The organism is Aureimonas sp. Leaf324, assembly GCF_001423245.1.
GTDB lineage: Bacteria > Pseudomonadota > Alphaproteobacteria > Rhizobiales > Rhizobiaceae > Aureimonas.
Window position 1 is genome coordinate 66,595 of sequence record NZ_LMOH01000008.1, and the last position, 18,768, is coordinate 85,362.

The 18,768-nt window shown below is 70.7% G+C and carries 12 protein-coding genes and 1 pseudogene; 12 read left to right on the forward strand and 1 reads right to left on the reverse strand.

The window, feature by feature from the left end:
* Positions 1–42: 42 nt before the first annotated feature.
* A complete protein-coding gene (locus ASF65_RS07000; RefSeq protein WP_055887141.1) occupies positions 43–3,030 on the reverse strand; it encodes an EAL domain-containing protein in 2,988 nt (995 codons plus the stop codon).
* A 227-nt stretch (positions 3,031–3,257) separates the two neighbouring features.
* Here ASF65_RS07000 and ASF65_RS22260 point away from each other — a divergent pair.
* The 12 genes and pseudogenes from ASF65_RS22260 to pxpA form a co-directional block, all read left to right on the forward strand.
* Positions 3,258–3,683, forward strand: a pseudogene (locus ASF65_RS22260) (class II aldolase/adducin family protein); the annotation flags it as partial.
* 546 nt (positions 3,684–4,229) lie between these two features.
* Positions 4,230–5,183, forward strand: coding sequence for a helix-turn-helix domain-containing protein (locus ASF65_RS07010; protein WP_055887189.1), 954 nt, complete (start codon positions 4,230–4,232; stop codon positions 5,181–5,183).
* Positions 5,184–5,417: 234 nt separating this feature from the next.
* A complete protein-coding gene (locus ASF65_RS07015) occupies positions 5,418–7,442 on the forward strand; it encodes a hydantoinase/oxoprolinase family protein (RefSeq protein WP_055887191.1) in 2,025 nt (674 codons plus the stop codon).
* Positions 7,443–7,447: 5 nt separating this feature from the next.
* Positions 7,448–9,409 (forward strand): hydantoinase B/oxoprolinase family protein, encoded by a 1,962-nt coding sequence (locus tag ASF65_RS07020; protein WP_055887147.1) that lies wholly within the window; start codon positions 7,448–7,450, stop codon positions 9,407–9,409.
* A 73-nt stretch (positions 9,410–9,482) separates the two neighbouring features.
* The gene (torT, locus tag ASF65_RS07025) at positions 9,483–10,556 is read left to right on the forward strand and encodes a TMAO reductase system periplasmic protein TorT (protein ID WP_055887149.1); all 1,074 of its coding nucleotides are present in this window, start codon (positions 9,483–9,485) and stop codon (positions 10,554–10,556) included.
* A gap of 24 nt (positions 10,557–10,580) precedes the next feature.
* Positions 10,581–12,122 carry a sugar ABC transporter ATP-binding protein gene (locus tag ASF65_RS07030; protein WP_055887151.1) on the forward strand — a complete coding sequence of 514 codons (1,542 nt, stop codon included), beginning with the start codon at positions 10,581–10,583 and terminating at the stop codon, positions 12,120–12,122.
* Positions 12,119–13,114 carry an ABC transporter permease gene (locus tag ASF65_RS07035; protein WP_055887154.1) on the forward strand — a complete coding sequence of 332 codons (996 nt, stop codon included), beginning with the start codon at positions 12,119–12,121 and terminating at the stop codon, positions 13,112–13,114. Before ASF65_RS07030 ends, ASF65_RS07035 begins: the two co-directional genes overlap by 4 nt.
* On the forward strand, positions 13,107–14,120 hold the full coding sequence (locus tag ASF65_RS07040; protein ID WP_244486584.1) for an ABC transporter permease: 1,014 nt from the start codon (positions 13,107–13,109) through the stop codon (positions 14,118–14,120). Before ASF65_RS07035 ends, ASF65_RS07040 begins: the two co-directional genes overlap by 8 nt.
* 116 nt (positions 14,121–14,236) lie before the next feature.
* Positions 14,237–15,070, forward strand: coding sequence for an FAD binding domain-containing protein (locus ASF65_RS07045; protein ID WP_055887156.1), 834 nt, complete (start codon positions 14,237–14,239; stop codon positions 15,068–15,070).
* Positions 15,067–15,552 carry a (2Fe-2S)-binding protein gene (locus tag ASF65_RS07050; protein WP_055887159.1) on the forward strand — a complete coding sequence of 162 codons (486 nt, stop codon included), beginning with the start codon at positions 15,067–15,069 and terminating at the stop codon, positions 15,550–15,552. Before ASF65_RS07045 ends, ASF65_RS07050 begins: the two co-directional genes overlap by 4 nt.
* A complete protein-coding gene (locus ASF65_RS07055) occupies positions 15,545–17,890 on the forward strand; it encodes a xanthine dehydrogenase family protein molybdopterin-binding subunit (protein WP_055887160.1) in 2,346 nt (781 codons plus the stop codon). The genes ASF65_RS07050 and ASF65_RS07055 overlap by 8 nt, the downstream gene beginning before the upstream one ends.
* A gap of 9 nt (positions 17,891–17,899) precedes the next feature.
* Entirely contained in the window at positions 17,900–18,619 is a 720-nt protein-coding gene (gene pxpA, locus ASF65_RS07060) for a 5-oxoprolinase subunit PxpA (protein WP_055887163.1), read from the forward strand.
* Positions 18,620–18,768 lie beyond the last annotated feature (149 nt).

Consider the following 18,768-nt stretch of genomic DNA (forward strand, 5'->3'; position numbering starts at 1 on the left):
CCCGTGCGTCCCGAGCCACCCGTCGCCGACATTCGCCGGGCGTCAGGGGGCGGCGAGCCGCGGCGAGGCGGCGGGCGGGTTCCCCACGCCAGGCAGGCGGGCCGGCACGTCGGCTCGCTCGAGCGGGCGTCCGATCAGGTAGCCCTGCGCCTGCGCCCAGCCGTTCTGCCGCAGCCAGTCGAGCTGCTCGGGTGTCTCGACCCCTTCCGCGGTCGTGGTCATTCGCAGGGCGCGCCCCATCTCGCCGGCCGCGCGGATGATCGCCTCCGCCTCCGCCGAGCGCCCGATGTCGCCGACGAAGGATCGGTCGAGCTTCAGCTTGTCGAAGGGGAAGCGGCGAAGATAGGACAGCGACGAGAAGCCGGTGCCGAAGTCGTCGAGCGCGATCCGGATGCCCGCCTGCCGAAGGGCGTGGAGCGTGCGCATGTTCTGCTCGCTGTCGCTCATCAGCACCGATTCGGTGATCTCGAGTTCCAGCCGCGCTGCCGCGGCGCCCGAGCGGCAGAGCGCCTGCAAGACCCGCAGCGGCAGGGTCTCGTCGCGGAACTGGACCGCCGAGACATTGACCGCCACCGTCGTGCCGGCGGGCCAAGCCGCCGCCTCGCGGCAGGCGGTTTCCAGCACCCAGTCGCCGATCGGCACGATCAGGCCCGTTTCCTCCGCCAGCGGAATGAACTCGGCCGGGGACACGTCGCCGCGCTCCGGATGCCGCCAGCGCAGGAGGGCCTCGAACCCGACGACCCCGTCCGACGAGAGGTCGAGGATGGGCTGGTAGACGAGGCGAAGCTCGCCCCGCTCCAGAGCGCCGCCGAGATCCTGCTTCATGCTCTGGCGCGCCCGGACCCGCTCGAACATCGGGGCATCGAACGCCCGGATCGCGCCGCGCCCGTCCTCCTTGGCGCGGTAGAGCGCGATGTCGGCGGCCTTGAAGAGTTCGTCCGCCGAACCGCAGCCGGGCCCCGCCACCGCCGAACCGATGCTGGCGGCCAGCTGGATCGCGTTGCCCTGGACGGGGAAGGTTTCCTCGAAGCAGGCCATCAGCCGCTCCGCCAGGGCGCCGACGTCATGCTCCGGCCCGCTGACGATCACGGCGAATTCGTCGCCGCCGAGGCGCGCCAGAAGCGGACCCGCCCCCACCTCCCGCCGCAGCCGCTCGGCCACCGCCCGCAGCAGCGCGTCGCCGACCGGGTGGCCGAGCGTGTCGTTGACCTCCTTGAACAGGTCGAGATCGAGGAGGAGGACCGCCGGCGGCGGATCCGTCTCGCCGTCCAGCATCTCCTCGAGAACCGCGGAGAAGCGCGCGCGGTTGAAAAGGCCGGTCAGCGGGTCGTGGTGCGCCATCGTCAGGAGTTCGTCGCGTGTGCGCCGCGCCTGCGTAACGTCGCGGAAGAAGATCGAGAGCCCGTCCTCGCCGGGGCAGGCGTTGACGTCGAGCCAGGTGTCCGCGTGTTCGAGATAGGCTTCGAAACGCACCGGCCGGCCGGTCCGCAAGGCCTCCCGGTAATTGAAGTCGAAGACGCCGCCGACATACTCGGCGTAGAGGTCCCAGAAGTCGTCGCCGACGCCGGCGGGCCGGGTTCGGGCGAGGTAGGCGCGGGCGTTTCCGTTGAGGTAGACGATGCGCCAGTCGTGATCCACGACGAGGACGCAGTCGCCGGTGCTTTCCAGAACCGCGGCGAGCCGGTGACGCGAGGCCTCGGCCTCGTCCTCGGCCAGCTTGCGCTCGTGGATGTCCTCGAGCGTGCCGTACCAGCGCAGGATGGAGCCGTCGGCAGCGCGGCGCGGCGCGGCGTAGGCGCGGAACCAGCGGTACGTGCCGTCGACGGCCCTCACGCGGTAGCGAACATCGAGCGGGTCGCCGGAGGCCAGCGCCTGGCCCCACCTCGCCAGCGCCGGTCCCGCATCGTCGGGGTGGAGCGCCTCCGCCCACCCCTTGCCGAGCGTTTCGGCCGCGCTCCGGCCGGTCGTCGCCATCCAGAGCGGGCCGGCCTCGAGGATGCTGCCGTCCGCATCCGCGGTCCAGGGAATCTGCGGGCTGAGCTCGACGGCGTGGCGGTAGTGATCCTCGCTTTCGCGAAGGGCGACCTCGGCGGCCTTCTCCCGCGTGATGTCGCGGATCACGCCGACCATGCGTCCGGGCGTGCCGGGCACGGTGCCGACGGGCTCGCCGCGGCTCGACAGGTGGGCGATGGTCCCGTCGGCGGCGACGACCCGCATCTCCAGCGAGAAGGAGCGCCCCGCCTTGGCAGCGTCGCGCGCCGCCTGCAGGATGGGCCGGTCGTCCGGGTGGACCCGGTCCCACAGGATCTCGCGCGGCGGGCGCCCGCAGCCAGGTTCGACGCCGAGCAGGCGATAGAGGCCGTCCGACCAGATGATGCGGCCCGTGCCGAGGTCGAGTTCCCAACTTCCCGACCCGGTCTGGTTGGCCGCATGTTCCAGCACCGCCGTGCGCTGCTCCCAGACCTCGCGCTGGTTCGCCGCCTCCGTGGCCGTGGTCTCCAGAGCCGCGATGGCGTCGACGGCATCGAGTTCGACGCGCTGGCGACGCAGTTCGAGAACGGCGGCCTCGGCCAGGCGCTGCAGCAGCCGCTGGTCGTTGGCGGAGAGGGTCTTCGGCTGCGGTCCGGCCACGCAGAACGCGCCGAGCCGCGCGCCCCCGTCTGCGATCAGCGGCGCCCCCGCATAGAACCGGACGCCCGCCACGCCGGTCACGAGCGGGCTGTCGGCAAAGCGGGGATCGGCGGCGGCGTCCGGCACGACGAGGACGTCGTCGCCCCGGATCGTGTGGTCGCAGAACGAGCCCTTGCGAGGCGTGTCGCGCGGTTCGAACCCGGCGGTCGCCCGGATGTGCTGGGCGTCGTCCCCGATCAGGGAAACGTAGGCCATCGGCGTGCCGAGCGCCTCGCGCGCGACCTCGCAGAGCCGCTCCATCAGCGGCGAGGCACCGGCGTCCAGCGCGCGCATCGCGCGCAGCGCCGCCAGACGCCGCTCCTCCCCCGCCTCGTCGTCGTGTCGTGCGAACCTCTCCATGGGGTCTGACGATGACTTGAACGTCATAACGTTCGGTTACGCCCGCACCCGTCGATTGATGCGGCGACGGGCCCAAGCCCGGCGGGATCACGCCATGGAATGGCGAGACGTCCGGAGAGCCGCCGGGGATGGCGATCTCGGGGACGCTGGCGAGCCCGGCGCCGTCCGATGGGGCACGAGCGCGGCCCTTTCCCCCATACAGCGCGCCTCGATCCCCATGCGGCCGAATGTCGAGCCGAGCGACGCCGCCGGTGCCGGGACGAGCCGCAGCGAGCCGCCGAGCTGCGGTGCCGCGTCCGCGCGCGTCCCTGGCCGCCACGAAGCGCTGGAGCGCGGCCGCCCGCGAGGCCGCGACGGTCAAGGTCGATCGATGCGGGATCTGCAGGATGTCCGTGCGCAACGAGAGGGGCTTCCTCGTCACCCCGACCTCCCTGCCCTACGACCGGATGCAGCCGGAAGACCTCGTGCAGATGTCGTTCGGCGGCACCTACGAGGGGCCCCGCCGCCCGTCGTCGGAGTGGCGCGTCCACCGCGACATCCTCGCCGCCCGGCCCGACGTCGACTGCGTTCTTCACTGCCATTGCGTCTACGCCACGACGCTCGCCGTCCATCACCACGACATCGCGAGCTTCCACGACATGACCACGGTCGCCGCATGAGCTACGGCCACGCTCCCGACCTCGACGGGGTCCACGACACGCCGGGCGCGACGTCCGTCGGCGATCGCCTGGCGGCGGCGGCCTGAAAGGGGCGAGCGCTGTCCACGACGGGGACGCCGGGCCGGAGCCGACCGGCTCGCCGCGCGAGTGGGACGCCATCGGGACAGGGGCCACCTCGTCGTCCAGCGCCGTACGAGGGGCCGACGCCTCCCCGCTCGTCCCGCGACAGGAGGGATACCCGTCCTGCGGACCCTGCCCTCGAATCACCCCGCTTGATGCGATCATAGGCAGTACCTTGCGGCGGACGGCTCGGCGAAGCGGACGCGCGAGGCCGGCGATGCCGGACCGTCATATGATATATCGCCCGCAATGCAGCGCTCCGCGCGGGTCCCGCCCGCCATCGCCTTGATTTGGCACGCTTCCTGCTTTGCCGACCTGAACGGGCATTTGCCGCGTGGGGACTTCAAACGCCGCGCGATTGATGTTGAACTACCGGCTTCCGGACCGCGAGGCCGGCGGAACCGGATGGGGATGCGTGCGATGCGATTGACCTATTCCACCGATCAGGCCTCGGGCGGCCAGCGCAAGCAGTTCTGGCAGGACGCGGTGTCGCGCACCTACTTCCCGCTCGATATCCAGTTCCGCAACGCGCAGGACTTCTCCGGCGACCTCGACTTCTGGTCGCTCGGCCAGGTCTCGATCTCGCGCAACCACTGCGACGGGCTGCTGTACCGCCGGCAGGAGCGCCATCTCGTGTCGGAGCGCGAGGAAAGCTACCTGATTACGGTGCCCGACATCGCCGAGATCCGCTTCGCGCAGGACAACCAGGACGTCACCTGCCGGCCCGGCCAGTTCCTGATCGAGCGCAGCCACCTGCCTTACGAGTTCAGCCATCGCGAGCGGGCGGCGCTCTGGGTGATGAAGGTGCCGAGCGCGCTCCTGCGCTCGCGCATCGCCCGGCCCGAGCGGCTGGCAACGCTGCAGTTCGACGCGAGCCGCTCGGTCGGCGCCCTCTTCGTCGACATGCTGCGCATGACCGCGCCGCGCCTCGACGAGATGGACGAGACGGCCCGGAGCCTGATGGGCAACCATCTCGTCGACCTCCTCGCCATGGCGGTGGAATCCGACCAGCGCGTCCTGTCGGGGTCCTCCTCCTCGGTGCGCAACGCCCATCTCCACCGCGCCGAGCATTTCATCCGCTCGCACCTGCGCGAGAGCGACCTGCCACCGCAGAGGATCGCCGACGGGTGCGGCATCTCCCTGCGCTACCTGCACCAGCTCTTCGAGGCGGAGGGCACGACGGTCTGCGCCCACATTCGCACCCAGCGCCTTCTGATGTGCGACGCGCTCCTGAAGGACCCGCGGAACCGGCGCCGCGCCATTTCCGAGATCGCCTACGAGTGGGGCTTCGGCGACCAGGCGCAGTTCAGCCGGAACTACCGCGCCCATTTCGGCCGCAGCCCGAGCGAGACGCGCGCCGCGGCACACGGCTGATCATTCATGATGCAGCGCACCATGTCGCCCAAGCCTTGGGCGCCGATCGCACCACGCCGCAAGGATTGACGCGCTCGGCGACAAGAGCGCCGCGGCGAAAGCGCCTTTAATCTCCCGGCAACCTTTCGAAAACCAACGACCGTCCTTGTCGAACGGGCGCGGATCGCACCGATCCGTCGCGCCGCCGGGCACGCCTGTGCCGACACGAACGGCCGAAGCATGGGATGGGCCACCTTGCAGAATCTTCGCGTCGCCGTCGATGTCGGCGGCACCTTCACCGACATCTGCATCATGGACGAGGACACCGGCCTCATCCGCATCGAGAAGACGTCCTCCACCAAGGACCCGATCGAGGGCATCCTCGGCGGCGTCGCCAAGGCCGGCATCGACCTGTCGAAGGTCGCGCTGTTCAGCCACGGCACCACCGTCGCCACCAACGCGCTGATCACCCGCCGCCTGCCGCGCACGGCCATGGTCTGCAGCGCGGGCTTTCGCGACGTCCTCGAGATCCGACGCGCCAACAAGGAGGATCTCTGGGACGTCTACAAGGACGTCGTGAAGCCCTACATCCCGCGCCGCGACCGGCTGACCGTGCCCGAGCGCGTGGATTCCACTGGACGGGTCGTCGAGCCGCTGGACGAGGCCGCCGCGCGCGAGGTGGCGCGCATTCTGAAGAAGCGCGGCGTCGAGGCGATCGCCGTCTGCTTCATGAACGCCTATCTCAACGGCGAGCCCGAGCGCCGCATGCGCGAGATTCTGCTCGAGGCGATGCCCGACGTGCCGGTCTCGATCTCCTCGCAGGTGCTGCCCGAAATCTTCGAGCACGAGCGCTTCTCGACCACCGTCGCCAACGCCGCCCTATCGCCCGTCGTCGTCAGCTACACCAGCCGCCTCGGCGAGAAGCTGGCGTCGGGCGGCTACACCCGCGACCTCCTGCTCCTGCACACCGGCGGCGGCGTGATGACGCCGGCGAGCGTCAAGGACTTCGCCGCGCGCCTCGCGGGCTCAGGGATCGCGGCGGGCGCCATCGCGTCCCGCCACATCGCCTCGCTCTGCGGCTTCCCGAACTCGATCGGACTCGACATGGGCGGCACGTCCACCGACGTCTCGCTCGCCTACGAGGGCCAGTCGCGCGTCACCAAGGATTGGTACATCGAGTTCGGCTACCCCATCCGCTTCTCCTCGATCGAGGTGCTGACGATCGGCGCGGGCGGCGGCTCGCTCGCCTGGACCGACGAGGCGGGCAGCTTGCGCAACGGCCCGCAGTCGGCCGGCGCCTTTCCCGGCCCCGCCTGCTACGGCAACGGCAACCGCCAGCCGACCAACACGGACGCCAACGTCACGCTCGGGCGCCTCGGCACCAGTCTCGCCGGCGGCAAGGTGCAGCTAGACCCCGCACTCGCGAGGGCCGCTGTAGAAGAGGGCGTCGCGAAGTCCTTCGGCCTGTCGGCCGAGGACGCCTCCGACGCGATCCTGCGCGTGGCCAACGCCAACATGTCGGACGCCGTGCGCCTGATCTCGATCAGCCGCGGCTACGACCCGCGCGACTTCGCCCTCGTCGCCTTCGGCGGGGCCGGTGCGCTGCACGGGGTGGACGTCGCGCGCGAACTCGCCATCCCCGCCGTGATCGTGCCGCCGAACCCCGGCGTCACCTCGGCGCTCGGCTGCCTGCTCGTCGACATGCAGCACGATTTCTCGGAAAACTGCATGATGGAGGGCGCGGACGCCGAGCCCGCCGACATCGAGGCGCGCTTCGCCCGCATCGAGCGCGAGGCCCTCGACCGGCTGACGCACGAGGGCGTGGCGGAGGCCGACATCGTGCTCCAGCGCTCGATCGACATGATGTATCGCGGCCAGTGGCGCTCGCTCGCCGTCTCGGTGCCGAGCCCGATCACCTCGATCGAGACGCTGGTCGCCGACTTCCACCGCGAACACCAGCGCGAATACAACTTCCGGCGCGACGACGCGCCGGTCTCGTTCTTCCGCGTCAACGTCAAGGCGATCGGCGTCGTGCCGAAGGCCGAGCTCGCCGTCCACGAGCCGACGGGGCGGACCCCCGATCCCGTGTCGCGCCGCACCGTCTGGTTCGACAAGGCGCCGCACGACACGCCGGTCTTCCAGCGCGACGACCTGCCCTGCGGCTTCTCGTTCCGGGGCCCCGCGATCGTCGAGCAGGTGGATTCGACCGTCGTCGTGCCGCCCGGCTCGCTCGCCGAGGTCGACAAATTCCTGAACATCATCATCCGCGTGAAGGGCTGAACGAGATGGCCAGCGAACAGACGCTCGACCCGGTGACCTTCGAGGTCCTCAAGAACTCCTTCATCACCAGCGTCGACCAGATGGGCGAGCAGGTGCTGCGGACCTGCTACTCCTTCGTGATCTACAACCACGACTTCTCCTCGGCGCTGCACGATGCCGACGGTGAATGCGCGGCGCAGGGCAACCAGGACATCGCCGTCCACGTCGGCACCCTGCACTTCACCTGCAAGGACGTGATGCGCGCCTTCGAGGGCGACATGCACGACGGCGACGTCTTCGCCATCAACGACCCCTATGCCGGCGGCACGCATTTCTCGGACGTGCGCCTCATCCGCCCCGTCTTCTCCGGCGGCGAGATCATCGCCTATGCCCAGTCCAACGGCCACTGGTCGGACATGGGCGGCTCGGTGCCGGGCTCCTTCGACGTGACCGCCAAGGACATGTTCCGCGAGGGCCTGCGCATCACGCCGGTCCGGCTCTACGACAAGGGCGTCTTCCGGCGGGACGTCGCCAACATGATCGCCTCCAACACGCGCGACCCCGCCTCGATCATCGGCGACATCCAGGCGCAGGCGCAGGGCACCGCCGTCTGCGCGCGCGAAATCCTGCGCCTCGTCGAGAAATACGGGCGAGAGACCGTGAAGACGGGCCTTGCCGAAGTGCAGGACTATGTCGAGCGGGCCGTGCGCCAGCGCATCGCCGCGCTCCCCGACGGCACCTGGGAGACGGTCGACTACATCGACCGCGACCCGGCCGGCGGCGAGGGCATGATCCCGATCCGAATCAAGATGACGATCAAGGGCGATAAGGCCTATTACGACTTCTCGGGCAGCCACCCGACCATCGCCTCGATCTACAACTCGGCCTTCGGCGCGACCTTCTCGGCGGTGGCGGCGGGCATGAAGACTTTCTTCCCCGACCTGCCGCTCAATTCCGGCTTCTACCGCGCCTTCGAGCTGACCGTGCCGGAAGGCTCGATCGTCGACGCCAAGTGGCCGGTGGCGGTCACCGGCTTCCTGATGCCCTTCGAGAAGATCATGAACTCGATCTACGAGATGTGGTCGGAGCTGATGCCCGAGCGCGCACTCGCCTGCACCTTCAACCTCGAATACCTGCTGACCGGCGGGCGCGACGCCCGCTCGCCCGACAAGCCGATCTTCATGTTCTACGACTGGCTGCCGGGCGGCTGGGGCGGGCGCAACGGCAAGGACGGCGCCAACGTCACCACCTCGTGCTTCGGCACCGGCATGATGGCGCAGCCGATCGAGGGCCAGGAGCGCACGACGCCGATCCTGATGACGGAGTGCCAGATCCAGACCGATTCCGCCGGTCCCGGCGAGTGGCGCGGCGGCGTCGGCGTCCTCAAGGGCTCCAAGATGCTGCAGTCCGAGGACACGGTGATCTCCTACATCTGCGACCGCGAGCGGGCGATCGTCTGGGGCATCGAAGGGGGCCTCCCCTCGATCCCGCACGGGCTGACGCTGAAGCGGGTCGGCACCGAGGAGACCGTCCGCCTCGGCACGATCTTCTCCGACGTGTCGCTCAAGGAGGGCGACCACTTCTGGCGACCCACCGGCGGCGGCGGCGGCTTCGGCGATCCGTTGAAGCGCGATCCCGCCCATGTCCTCGAGGACGTCGTCGACGACTACGTGTCGGTGAAGCGGGCCGCCAGCGACTACGGCGTCGTGATCCGCACGATCGACGCCGAGCTCTGCGAGTACGAGATCGACGAGGCCGGCACGCGAGCCCTTCGCGCCGAGATCGCCAAGAGCCGCGTCGAGTGGGCCCGTGAGGACCCCGAAGCGGTCGCCGGCAGGTTCCGGGCCGGCGAGATCGACATGATGGACGTGATCCGCCGCCACGCCGTGATCCTCCACTGGGGCACGGGCGAGCTCCTGCCCGAATCCACCCGGCAGTTCCGCGAGAGCTTCGAGCGTCGCTCGGTCGCCAAGTGGGCCGCCGCCTGACGAGACATGCCCGGACGGGCGGGGCCGGGCGGCCCCGTCCCTTCTCCCTCCCGAAGCCTGAAGGATCGATGCCATGACGCCTTTTCAAGCCATGACCCGCGCACTCGGGCTTGCGACCGGCCTGTCGCTCGCCGCGCTCTCCCCCGCTTCGGCGCAGGAGAGCTGGTTCCCGATGAAGATTTTCGATTCCTCCTCCGGCACGCCGACCCCGGCCGAGTACACGCCGGTGGGCAAGGCCGAGAAGCCCTACAATCTCTGCGTCCTCTTCCCGCACATGAAGGACAGCTTCTGGGTCGCGGTCGCCTACGGCGTCGTGAAACAGGCCGAGGCCGCCAACGTCAACATGACGCTCTACGAGGCGGGCGGCTACGAGAACCTGCCGCGCCAGCTCTCGCAGTTCGACGACTGCCTCGCGAGCGGCGCAGACGCCATCATCGTCGGCGCGATCTCCGGCGCGGGCCTCGCGCAGAAGTTCGACGAGGCCAAGGCCAAGGGCGTGCCGGTGGTCGGCGTCGTCAATCCGGTGCCGATCGAGAAGCTGCCGGCCGCCAACTTCGTCGACTTCGCGGCGATGGGCGGGGTGACCGCCAAAGGCCTTCTGGCGAGCCTCGGCTCGGGCGAGACGGCGAATGTCGTCACCTTCCCCGGCCCCGCGGGCTCGGGCTGGGCGGAGAGCTTCAACGAGGGCTTCAAGAAGGAGGTCGCCGGCAACGCCAACGTCAAGATCCTCGACGAGAAGTTCGGCGACTCGGGCGTCGCCGTCCAGCTCCAGCTGATCCAGGACGCGCTCCAGACCTATCCCGACATGAACGTCATCTGGGGCACGGCGCCGACGGCGGAGGCCGCGATCGGCGCCGTCGCCGAGGCCGGCCGCACCGACATGAAGATCATCTCCTCCTACGAGAACCAGGCGATGCTCGACGCGCTGAACCGCGGCGACATCCTGGCCTTCGCCACCCAGTATCCCGTCGGCGAGGGCGCGATCGGCATCGACCAGGCGATCCGCCTCATCGAGAAGAAGCCGGTGGTCAAGCTCGTCCAGCCGGAAGCGGCCGTCATCGACAAGACCACGGTGCCGAACGTCAAGATGGACCTCGTGCTCGCCCCCGCCGACTGGACCCCGGTCTATTCGGTCAAGGCGAAGTAGGACCCGCGCGACATGGAGAGCGGCATGGAGCGAGCCCCCGCGCCCGCCGGACACGAGGAGCCCCTGCTTCGCCTGTCCGGCATCACCAAGCGCTTTACGGGCGTCCTCGCCCTCGACGGCGTCGATCTCGACGTGCGCGCGGGCGAGCTCCATGTCCTCTTCGGCGAGAACGGCGCCGGCAAGTCGACGCTGATCAACGTCATCTCGGGCACCTTCCCGCCCGACGCCGGCTCCTTCCGCTTCAACGGCGAGGCGGTCGGCCGCCTCTCTCCGCACCGGGCGCGCCAGATCGGCATCAGCCCGGTGTTCCAGGAATTCTCGCTGGTGCCGAGCCTCACGGTCGAGGAAAATCTCTTCCTCGGCCGCGAGGCGTCGAGCGCCGGCGTCCTGAAGTCGGGCGCCATGCGCCGGCGCGCGCGCGAACTGATCGACGAGCTCGGCTTCGACCTCGATCCGGGGGCTCGCGTCGACGACCTGTCGCGCGCCCACCAGCAGATGGCCGAGATCGCGAAAGCCCTTCTCGGCAATGTGAAGCTCCTCATCCTCGACGAGCCCACCGCCTCGCTCACCGAGCGCGAGACCGGGCGGCTCTTCGAGCTGATCGCGCGGCTGAAGCGCGAGGGCGTCGGCATCATCTACGTCTCGCACCGGATGCGCGAGATCCGCGCGCTCGCCGACCGCGTCACGGTGCTGCGCGACGGCCGCCACATCAGGACGCTCGACGCCGCCACGGTGACCGACGGCGAACTCGTCGAGCTGATGACCGGGCGACGCATCGATGTCCTGTTCCCCGCCATCACCCATGCGCCCGGCGCGGTGGCGCTCGATGTCGAGAACCTCTCCACCGCAGACGGCACGGTCGCCGGCGTCAACTTCCACGCGCGGGCCGGCGAGATCACCGGGATCGCCGGGCTCGTCGGCTGCGGCAAGTCGGAGCTGGTGCGCGCGATCTATGGGCTCGAGCCGATCGCGGGCGGTCGCATCCGCCTGCATGGCGTGCCCTACGAGACCCCCTCCCCGCGCGCGAGCCTGCGCCGGGGCGCCGCCTACTTTCCCGCCAACCGCGTGGCCGAGGGCCTCGCCCTGTCGCGGCCGATCCGCGAGAACGCCTCGATGACGGCGCTCGACCTGCCGCGCTTCGCGCGCGCCGGCGTCCTGAAGCGCCGGGCCGAGCGGGCGCTGGTCGGGCCGATCATGGAGCGGCTGAAGCTGCGACCGGCGGGCATCGAGCGGGCGGTCGGCAACCTGTCCGGCGGCAACCGGCAGAAGGTGATGCTCGGCCGCGCCCTGACGCGCGAGCTGACGGTCTTCCTGTTCGACGAGCCGAGCGTCGGCATCGACGTCGGCGCCAAGCTCGAGGTCTACGACTTCATGAAGCGTCTCGTGGAAGCCGGGGCCGCGGTGGTGGTCGTGTCGTCCGAACTGCCGGAGGTGCTGGCCCTGTCGAACCGGCTCTACGTCATGCACCACGGCCGGATCGCGGCCGAGCTCGAGGGCCCCGACAAGACCGAGACCAACGTCCTTGCAAGCTTCTTTCGCGAGCAGCGCGCCGGAGCGGCCGCATGAGCGCGATCGCCGCCCGCCGCCCGAGCGGCCTCACCCTTCGCATCGGCATGCTGCCGATCGCGCTCCTTCTCCTCGTCGTCGCCATGTCGCTGGTCTCGCCGCAGTTCTACGGGCCTGCCAACGTCCTCAACATCCTGCGCAACGCGTCCTTCCTGACGATCGTGGCGCTCGGCCAGGCGATCGTCATCATCGCCGGTGGCTTCGACCTGTCGGTCGGCGCCGTGGTGGCGCTGGCGAGCGTCGTCACCGCCAAGGTCATGGGATGGGCGGCCGGCATCGTTCCCGGAAACGATGCGGCGATCGTCGCGATCGGCGTGGCGGCCGGCCTCGGCTCGGGGCTCGTCGTCGGCCTCGTCAACGGCCTGTGCGTCTCGCGCCTCAAGGTGTCCGGCTTCGTCGTCACGCTCGGCACCATGTCGGCCACGGCCGGCGTCGGGCTGATGATCACGAGCGGCATCCCCGTCTACGGCATGCCCGACGGCTTCGTGAAGGGCTTCGGCCGCGGCCAGGCCTTCGGCCTGCCCTATGCCGTCTTCATCGCGCTCGCGCTTGTCCTCGTCATGGTCTTCGTCCAGCGGCGCACGCTGTTCGGGCGCTATGTCCATGCGATCGGCGGCAATGCGGACGCCGCCGTCGTGTCGGGCGTCTCGATCGGGCGCCATGTCGTCGGCACTTATGCGCTGTCGGGCGTCTTCGCGGCGGGCGCCGGCATCCTCTATACGGCGCTCGTCGGCTCCGGCCAGGCGAGCTTCGGCGGCGACCGGATGATGCTGCAGTCGATCGCGGCGGCCGTGATCGGCGGCGTGTCGCTGCGCGGCGGCGTCGGCCGGGTCGAGATCGTTGCCCTGTCGGCACTGTTCCTGACGACGCTCGGCAACGCGCTCAACCTCCTTCATGTCGACGCCCGCCTGCAGCCGGTGTTCCTGGGCGCGATCATGGTGGCGGCGGTAGCGGTCGAGGAACTCGGACGACGGAGAAAGCCGCGTGTCTGACGCACCCAACTCGCCGGCCCTCGCGATGGCCGCCCCGTCCGACGCCTCGACGCTGCGGCAGCGGCTCTGGCAGGCGGCCCTGCCGATCGCCCTCGTCGTCCTGCTTCTCGGCTTCTCGGCGGTCGATGCGCGGGTGCTCGGCCCCGCCAATCTCCTCAACGTCGCGCAGCAGACGAGCTACCTCGCGCTCTTCGCCATGGCGCAGACCGTGGTGATCCTGACGCGCGGCTTCGACCTGTCGCTCGGCCCCACGGTCTCGATGGTCTCGGTCGCCTCCGCCATGGCGCTGGCGGCCGCGGCGGCGGCCGGCCTGTCGCCGGTCGCGGTGCTCGTGCTCGGCCTCGTAGCGGGCCTCGGCATCGGCCTTGCGGCCGGCGCCTTCAACGGCATCGTCGTCGCGTTCCTCGGCGTCAGCCCCTTCGTCGCGACGCTCGGCTCCTACAACATCGCGATCGGCGTCGCGACCACGATCTCCGGCGGGCGGCCGGTGCAAGGCGTGCCGGACCTCTTCTCCGACGTCCTCTACCGCGGCAGCGTCTTGGGCGTGCCGGCGGCGATCGTGATCGCGATCCTCGTCGCGCTTCTTCTCCATCTCGCGCTGACCGGCACCGTGTTCGGCCGCTCGCTCTATCTCGTCGGCACCAATCCGCGCGCGGCCGCCGTCGCCGGTCTGCCGGTGAAGCGCATCCTCGCCCTCGCCTATCTCCTGTGCTCAGGCCTTGCCGCGCTCGGCGCCCTGATGATGACGGCGCGCACCGGATCGGGCGAGCCGAACCTCGGCGGCTCGCTCTCGCTCCAGGCGATCGCGGCGGCCGTGGTCGGCGGCACGAGCCTTGCCGGCGGGCGCGGCGGCGTCGGCACGGCGGTGCTCGGCGCGCTCTTCGTCACCATCCTGTCGAACGGCATGAACCTGACGCGCATCGACGGCTACGTGCAGATGATCGTGCTCGGGGTCATCGTGATCCTCGGTGTAGTCCTGGACCGGGCGCGCCTGTCCGGACGCTAAGCGTGTTCGGTTTTTTCGATAAGCCAATCAAGGAAGTCGTATTTCACAAGGGAGCGGCCCCCGGCGCACAGTCGAGGGCCACGCCCACGACGGAACCGGACGAAAGGGGGCCTGCCATGTTGGACACGCCGCAGCGGCATGTCGTCTTCGCCGACAGTCTCGACGGTGCGATCGAGGCGCTGGCCCGGGGCGCGAGCGTCATGGGGGGCGGAACCTGGATGATGCGCGCGGAGCGGCGGGGCGAGGCCCTGCCGGCCTCCGTCGTCCTCCTCGACCGCATCCCCGCCCTCACCGAAGTGGTGGTGACCGACAGCGCCGTCTCGCTCGGCGCCGGCCTCAGCCACGCGGCGGTCGCAGGCGCGCTGAAGGGGCTGCCCGGCCTCGAGGGCGTCGTCGCCGCAGCGTCGGGTTCCGCCAATCCGGCGATCCGTCATGCCGCGACGCTCGGCGGCAATCTCGCGACCGTCGACTTTCCCGCCGCCGACCTCGCCCCGGCGCTGCTGGCGCAGGGCGCCGAGGTCGAACTGGCCGCGAGCGGCGGCGCGCGGCGCCTGCCCCTCGACGCGTTTCTCACCGATCGACCGGCGCATCTTGCCGACGCCATCCTCACCCGCGTCCACCTGCCGCGCAAGGCCGTCAGGAGCGCGCACGCCCGCCTGCCCCTCAGAAAGGCCGGCGACTATCCGGTGGCGATCGTCTCCGTCGCGCGCCGCGCCGACGGCACGCTGCGCATCGCGGTCGGCTCGGTCGAGCCCGTCGCGCGCCGCTGGACCGCGCTGGAGGCGGCGATCGGCACTCGGCCGACCTCGCCCGACGAGGGCGCGCATCTTGCCGCCGCGCACATGGCGTTCCAGGGCCGCGATGGCGTCGAAGCCGAGGGCTGGTATCGCGTCACCGTCCTGCCGGCGCTGGTGAAGCGGGCGCTGGACGCGTTGGAGGGCCGACCATGAGCGTGCGTTTCGAGCTGAACGGCGAGCCCTGCGGCTTTGCCGGCGATCCGCTCACCCCGCTCGTCGACGTCCTGCGCGGCGAGCGCTTCCTGACCGGCACCAAGGCCGTCTGCCGTGAGGGCTTCTGCGGCGCCTGCACCGTGCATGTCGACGGCGAGGCACGCATGTCCTGCCTCGTGCCGATGGCCGGACTGGCCGGCCGGCGCGTCACCACGATCGAGGGGCTGGCCGCGCCGGGCGCCGCCCACCCGCTTCAGGCCGCCTTCGAGACCGCCGACGTCGTCCAGTGCGGCATGTGCTTTCCCGGCATGGTGATGAGCCTGTCGGCCGCCTTTCGCGATCGGCCGCCCGCGAGCCGCGACGAGGTGAAGGCGGCGATGACCGGAAACATCTGCCGCTGCACCGGCTACGAGCGCATCGTCGACGCGGTGCTGGCCGGCCTCGCGCCGAGCCAGCCGAGCGTTGGAGGCTCCGATGTCTGACCCCGCCGCTGTCATGGACCTGCCGCGGCGGGATGCGGGCGACAAGCTGCGCGGGCGCACGAAATACACGATCGACCGGGTGCGCCCCGACACGCTCCATGCCGCGCTCCTGCGCGCCGAGGTGCCGGCGGGGCGCATCCTGCGGCTCGATGTCTCCGCGGCGCTCGCCATGCCCGGCGTGCGCGCCATTGCCACGGGTCGCGACGCGCCCGGCCTCTACGGCATCGGCATCGCCGATCACCCGCTCCTCGCCGTCGACGCGATCCGCTATCATGGCGAGCCGATCGCGGCCGTCGCCGCCGAAACGGCAGCGCAGGCGCGTGCCGCCGTCGCGGCGATCGTCCTCGAGATCGAGCCGCTGCCCCCGGTTCTCACCATGGCCGAGGCGCTCGAGCCCGGCGCGCGCCTCGTGCACGAGGGCTGGCGCGACTACGACGTCCTTGCGGAGGGCGCCGCGCGCGGCGGCAACGTCGCCTGGGAGGCGCGCACCATCCGCGGCGATGTCGAGGCCGCCTTCGCGCGGGACGACGTGAGCGTGATCGAGAGCCGCTTCACCGTCGGACGGCAGAGCCATGTTCCCTTCGAGCCGCGCGTCGCCATCGGCACCTGGGAGGACGGCCGTGCCCATATCCAGACCTCGACGCAGGTGCCCTGGACGGTGCGAGGCGTCACCGGCCGGGCGCTCGGCCTCGGGCCGGGCCAGGTGCGCGTCACCGTTCCCCCGGTCGGCGGCGGTTTCGGGCTGAAGTTCGACGCGACGATCGAGCCGATCACCGCGCTCCTCGCCCGCATGAGCGGTCGCAGCGTGGTGCTGGAGAACTCGCGACAGGAGGAGATGGCGACCTGCCTCTGCCGCGAGAACGCCGAGATCGTGATCCGCTCGGCGGTGACGCGAGAGGGCGAGATCGCCGGGCGCGAGGCCGTGGTGCTGATGGACTGCGGGGCCTATGGCGGCGAGCAGGTGTTCCTGACCACGATGACGGCCCACACGCTCGGCGGCAACTACCGCGTCGGCGCGATGCGGCTCGCAAGCCGCGCCGTCTACACCAACACGCCGCCGAACGGCGCCTTCCGGGCCTGCAACGGCGTCTACAACACGTTCGCGCTGGAGCGGCACACCGACGAGATCTGCGAGGCGCTCGGGTTCGATCCGCTGGCGTTCCGTCGGCGGAACGTCGTCGGCGACGGCGATCTCGGCGCCACCGGCCAGCGCTTCGAGGGCGACGTGCTGGCCCCGATGATCGACCGGATGGAGGCGCTGCGGGCCAGGACCGGCACGGCGGAGGCGCGGGCCGACGGCCGTCTCTACGGCATGGCGAGCGTCGTCGGCACCTGGTTCGTCTTCACCGGCCCCTCGGCCGCCACGGTCCACCTCAACACGGATGGCGGCGCGGTGCTCGTCACCTCCGGTGTTGAGATCGGCTCCGGCACCATGGTGCAGGCCCTGCCGCAGATCGTGGCGGGAGAACTCGGCCTCGATCCGGCCTCCGTCGTGGTGCGCGAGGCCGATACGGACGCCGCCGGCCTGGATGTGGGCGTCGGCGGCGGGCGCACCACGGTCTCGATCGGGGCGGCCAGCGTCTCGGCCTGTGCCGAGGTGCGCGAGAAGCTTCTGAAGACGGCCGCCGAGATGCTCCAGTCGCGCCCCGAAGACCTCGTGCTCGAACAGGGACGCGTCGCCATCCGCGGCCGGCCGGGCTCGGGCACGACGATCGCGGCGGTCGTCGCCCACGCGCACTGGACCACCGGCCCGATCAGCGGCTCGGGCGCCTTCACCGCGACGGGAACGCCCGCCATGTCCGGCTGCGCGATGGGCCACTTCATCGACGCCCTCGATATTCCGGTCTTCGTGGTGCACGAGGCCGAGGTCGCGGTGGACCCGGACACCGGCCATGTCGAGGTGCTGGCCTATCGCGTGGTGCAGGACGTCGGCCGGGCGCTCAACCCGCGCGCCATCCTCGGGCAGGTCCAGGGCGGCGTCGTGCAGGGGCTCGGCTATGCACTCCACGAGGAGGTGACGATCACTGCGGACGGGCGGATCGCGCAGGATGGCTTCGAGACCTACCGCGTCCCGCTCGCGGGCGACGCGGTGCCGGTCGCGGTCGATCTCTTCGAGGGCGCGCCCTCGATCGGTCCGCTCGGCACCAAGGGCGCGGGCGAGGTGCCGATCCTCGGCGTCGGCGCGGCGATCGCCTGCGCGGTCGCGCGCGCGACGGGCAAGCCCGTGCAGCGCCTGCCGCTGACGCCGCCGCGCGTCCTCAGGCTTCTGCACGACCGCGAGCCCGCGCCGGCGCTCGATCACATCGCCCGCGACTTCCGCGACAACATCCTCGCCTGAGAGCCTCGTATGGTCACCCTGAACTGCGACATGGGCGAAAGCTACGGCAACTGGCGCTTCGGCGACGACGAGGGGATCATGCCCCGGATCGACTGCGCCAACATCGCCTGCGGCTTCCACGCCTCGGACCCGATGACCATGCTGCGGACGGTGCGCCTCGCGCTCCGGCTCGGCAAGCGCGTCGGCGCCCATCCCTCCCTGCCCGACCGCGAGGGGTTCGGCCGGCGCGAGATGAAGCTGCAGCCGGACGAACTCACCGCCGCCTTCCTCTACCAGATCGGGGCGCTGGCCGGCATCCTTCGCGCCGAAGGCGGCACGCTCACGCACGTCAAGCCGCACGGCATCGTCTACGGCATGGCGGCGCGCGACCTCGAGACGGCACGCGCCATCGCGCGCGCCGTCCAGCCCTTCGGCGTGCCGCTCTTCGGCCTCGCCGGAACCCATCACGAGACGGCCGCGGCCGAGCTCGGCGTTCCCTTCGAGGGCGAGTTCTTCCCGGACCTCGCCTACGGGCCGGATGGCGGGCTTCTCATCCCTCGGGTGCAGAGCGAGATCGACCTCGCGCTCGTCGAGACGCGCATGCGCCGTGCCTTGGCGGAGGGGCAGCTTGAGACGTCGGACGGATCGCGGCGGCCGGTCCGCTTCGAGACCGTGTGCATGCATTCCGATCCGCCGAACGCACGCGACGTCGCCGCCGTGCTGCGGCGCGTGATCGACGAACACGGCTGACGCGCCCTCGGCAGCGCTTAGCCCTTCCCTCCCGACCCGAAACCCGGTGGCCCCCATGGACACACTCTCGAACTCGCTGGCTGCGGCCGACATGGCGCACACGCTGCATCCGAACACGAACCTTCGCGCGCACGAGGCGCAGGGGCCGA

Bases quoted from the DNA above. Each gene is read 5' to 3' on its own strand.
- ASF65_RS07000 (WP_055887141.1), bottom strand. From the start codon at position 3,030: ATGGAGAGGTTCGCACGACACGACGACGAGGCGGGGGAGGAGCGGCGT.
- ASF65_RS07010 (WP_055887189.1), top strand. From the start codon at position 4,230: ATGCGATTGACCTATTCCACCGATCAGGCCTCGGGCGGCCAGCGCAAG.
- torT (WP_055887149.1), top strand. From the start codon at position 9,483: ATGACGCCTTTTCAAGCCATGACCCGCGCACTCGGGCTTGCGACCGGC.
- ASF65_RS07045 (WP_055887156.1), top strand. From the start codon at position 14,237: ATGTTGGACACGCCGCAGCGGCATGTCGTCTTCGCCGACAGTCTCGAC.
- pxpA (WP_055887163.1), top strand. From the start codon at position 17,900: ATGGTCACCCTGAACTGCGACATGGGCGAAAGCTACGGCAACTGGCGC.
- ASF65_RS07035 (WP_055887154.1), top strand. From the start codon at position 12,119: ATGAGCGCGATCGCCGCCCGCCGCCCGAGCGGCCTCACCCTTCGCATC.
- ASF65_RS07030 (WP_055887151.1), top strand. From the start codon at position 10,581: ATGGAGCGAGCCCCCGCGCCCGCCGGACACGAGGAGCCCCTGCTTCGC.
- ASF65_RS07020 (WP_055887147.1), top strand. From the start codon at position 7,448: ATGGCCAGCGAACAGACGCTCGACCCGGTGACCTTCGAGGTCCTCAAG.
- ASF65_RS07050 (WP_055887159.1), top strand. From the start codon at position 15,067: ATGAGCGTGCGTTTCGAGCTGAACGGCGAGCCCTGCGGCTTTGCCGGC.
- ASF65_RS07055 (WP_055887160.1), top strand. From the start codon at position 15,545: ATGTCTGACCCCGCCGCTGTCATGGACCTGCCGCGGCGGGATGCGGGC.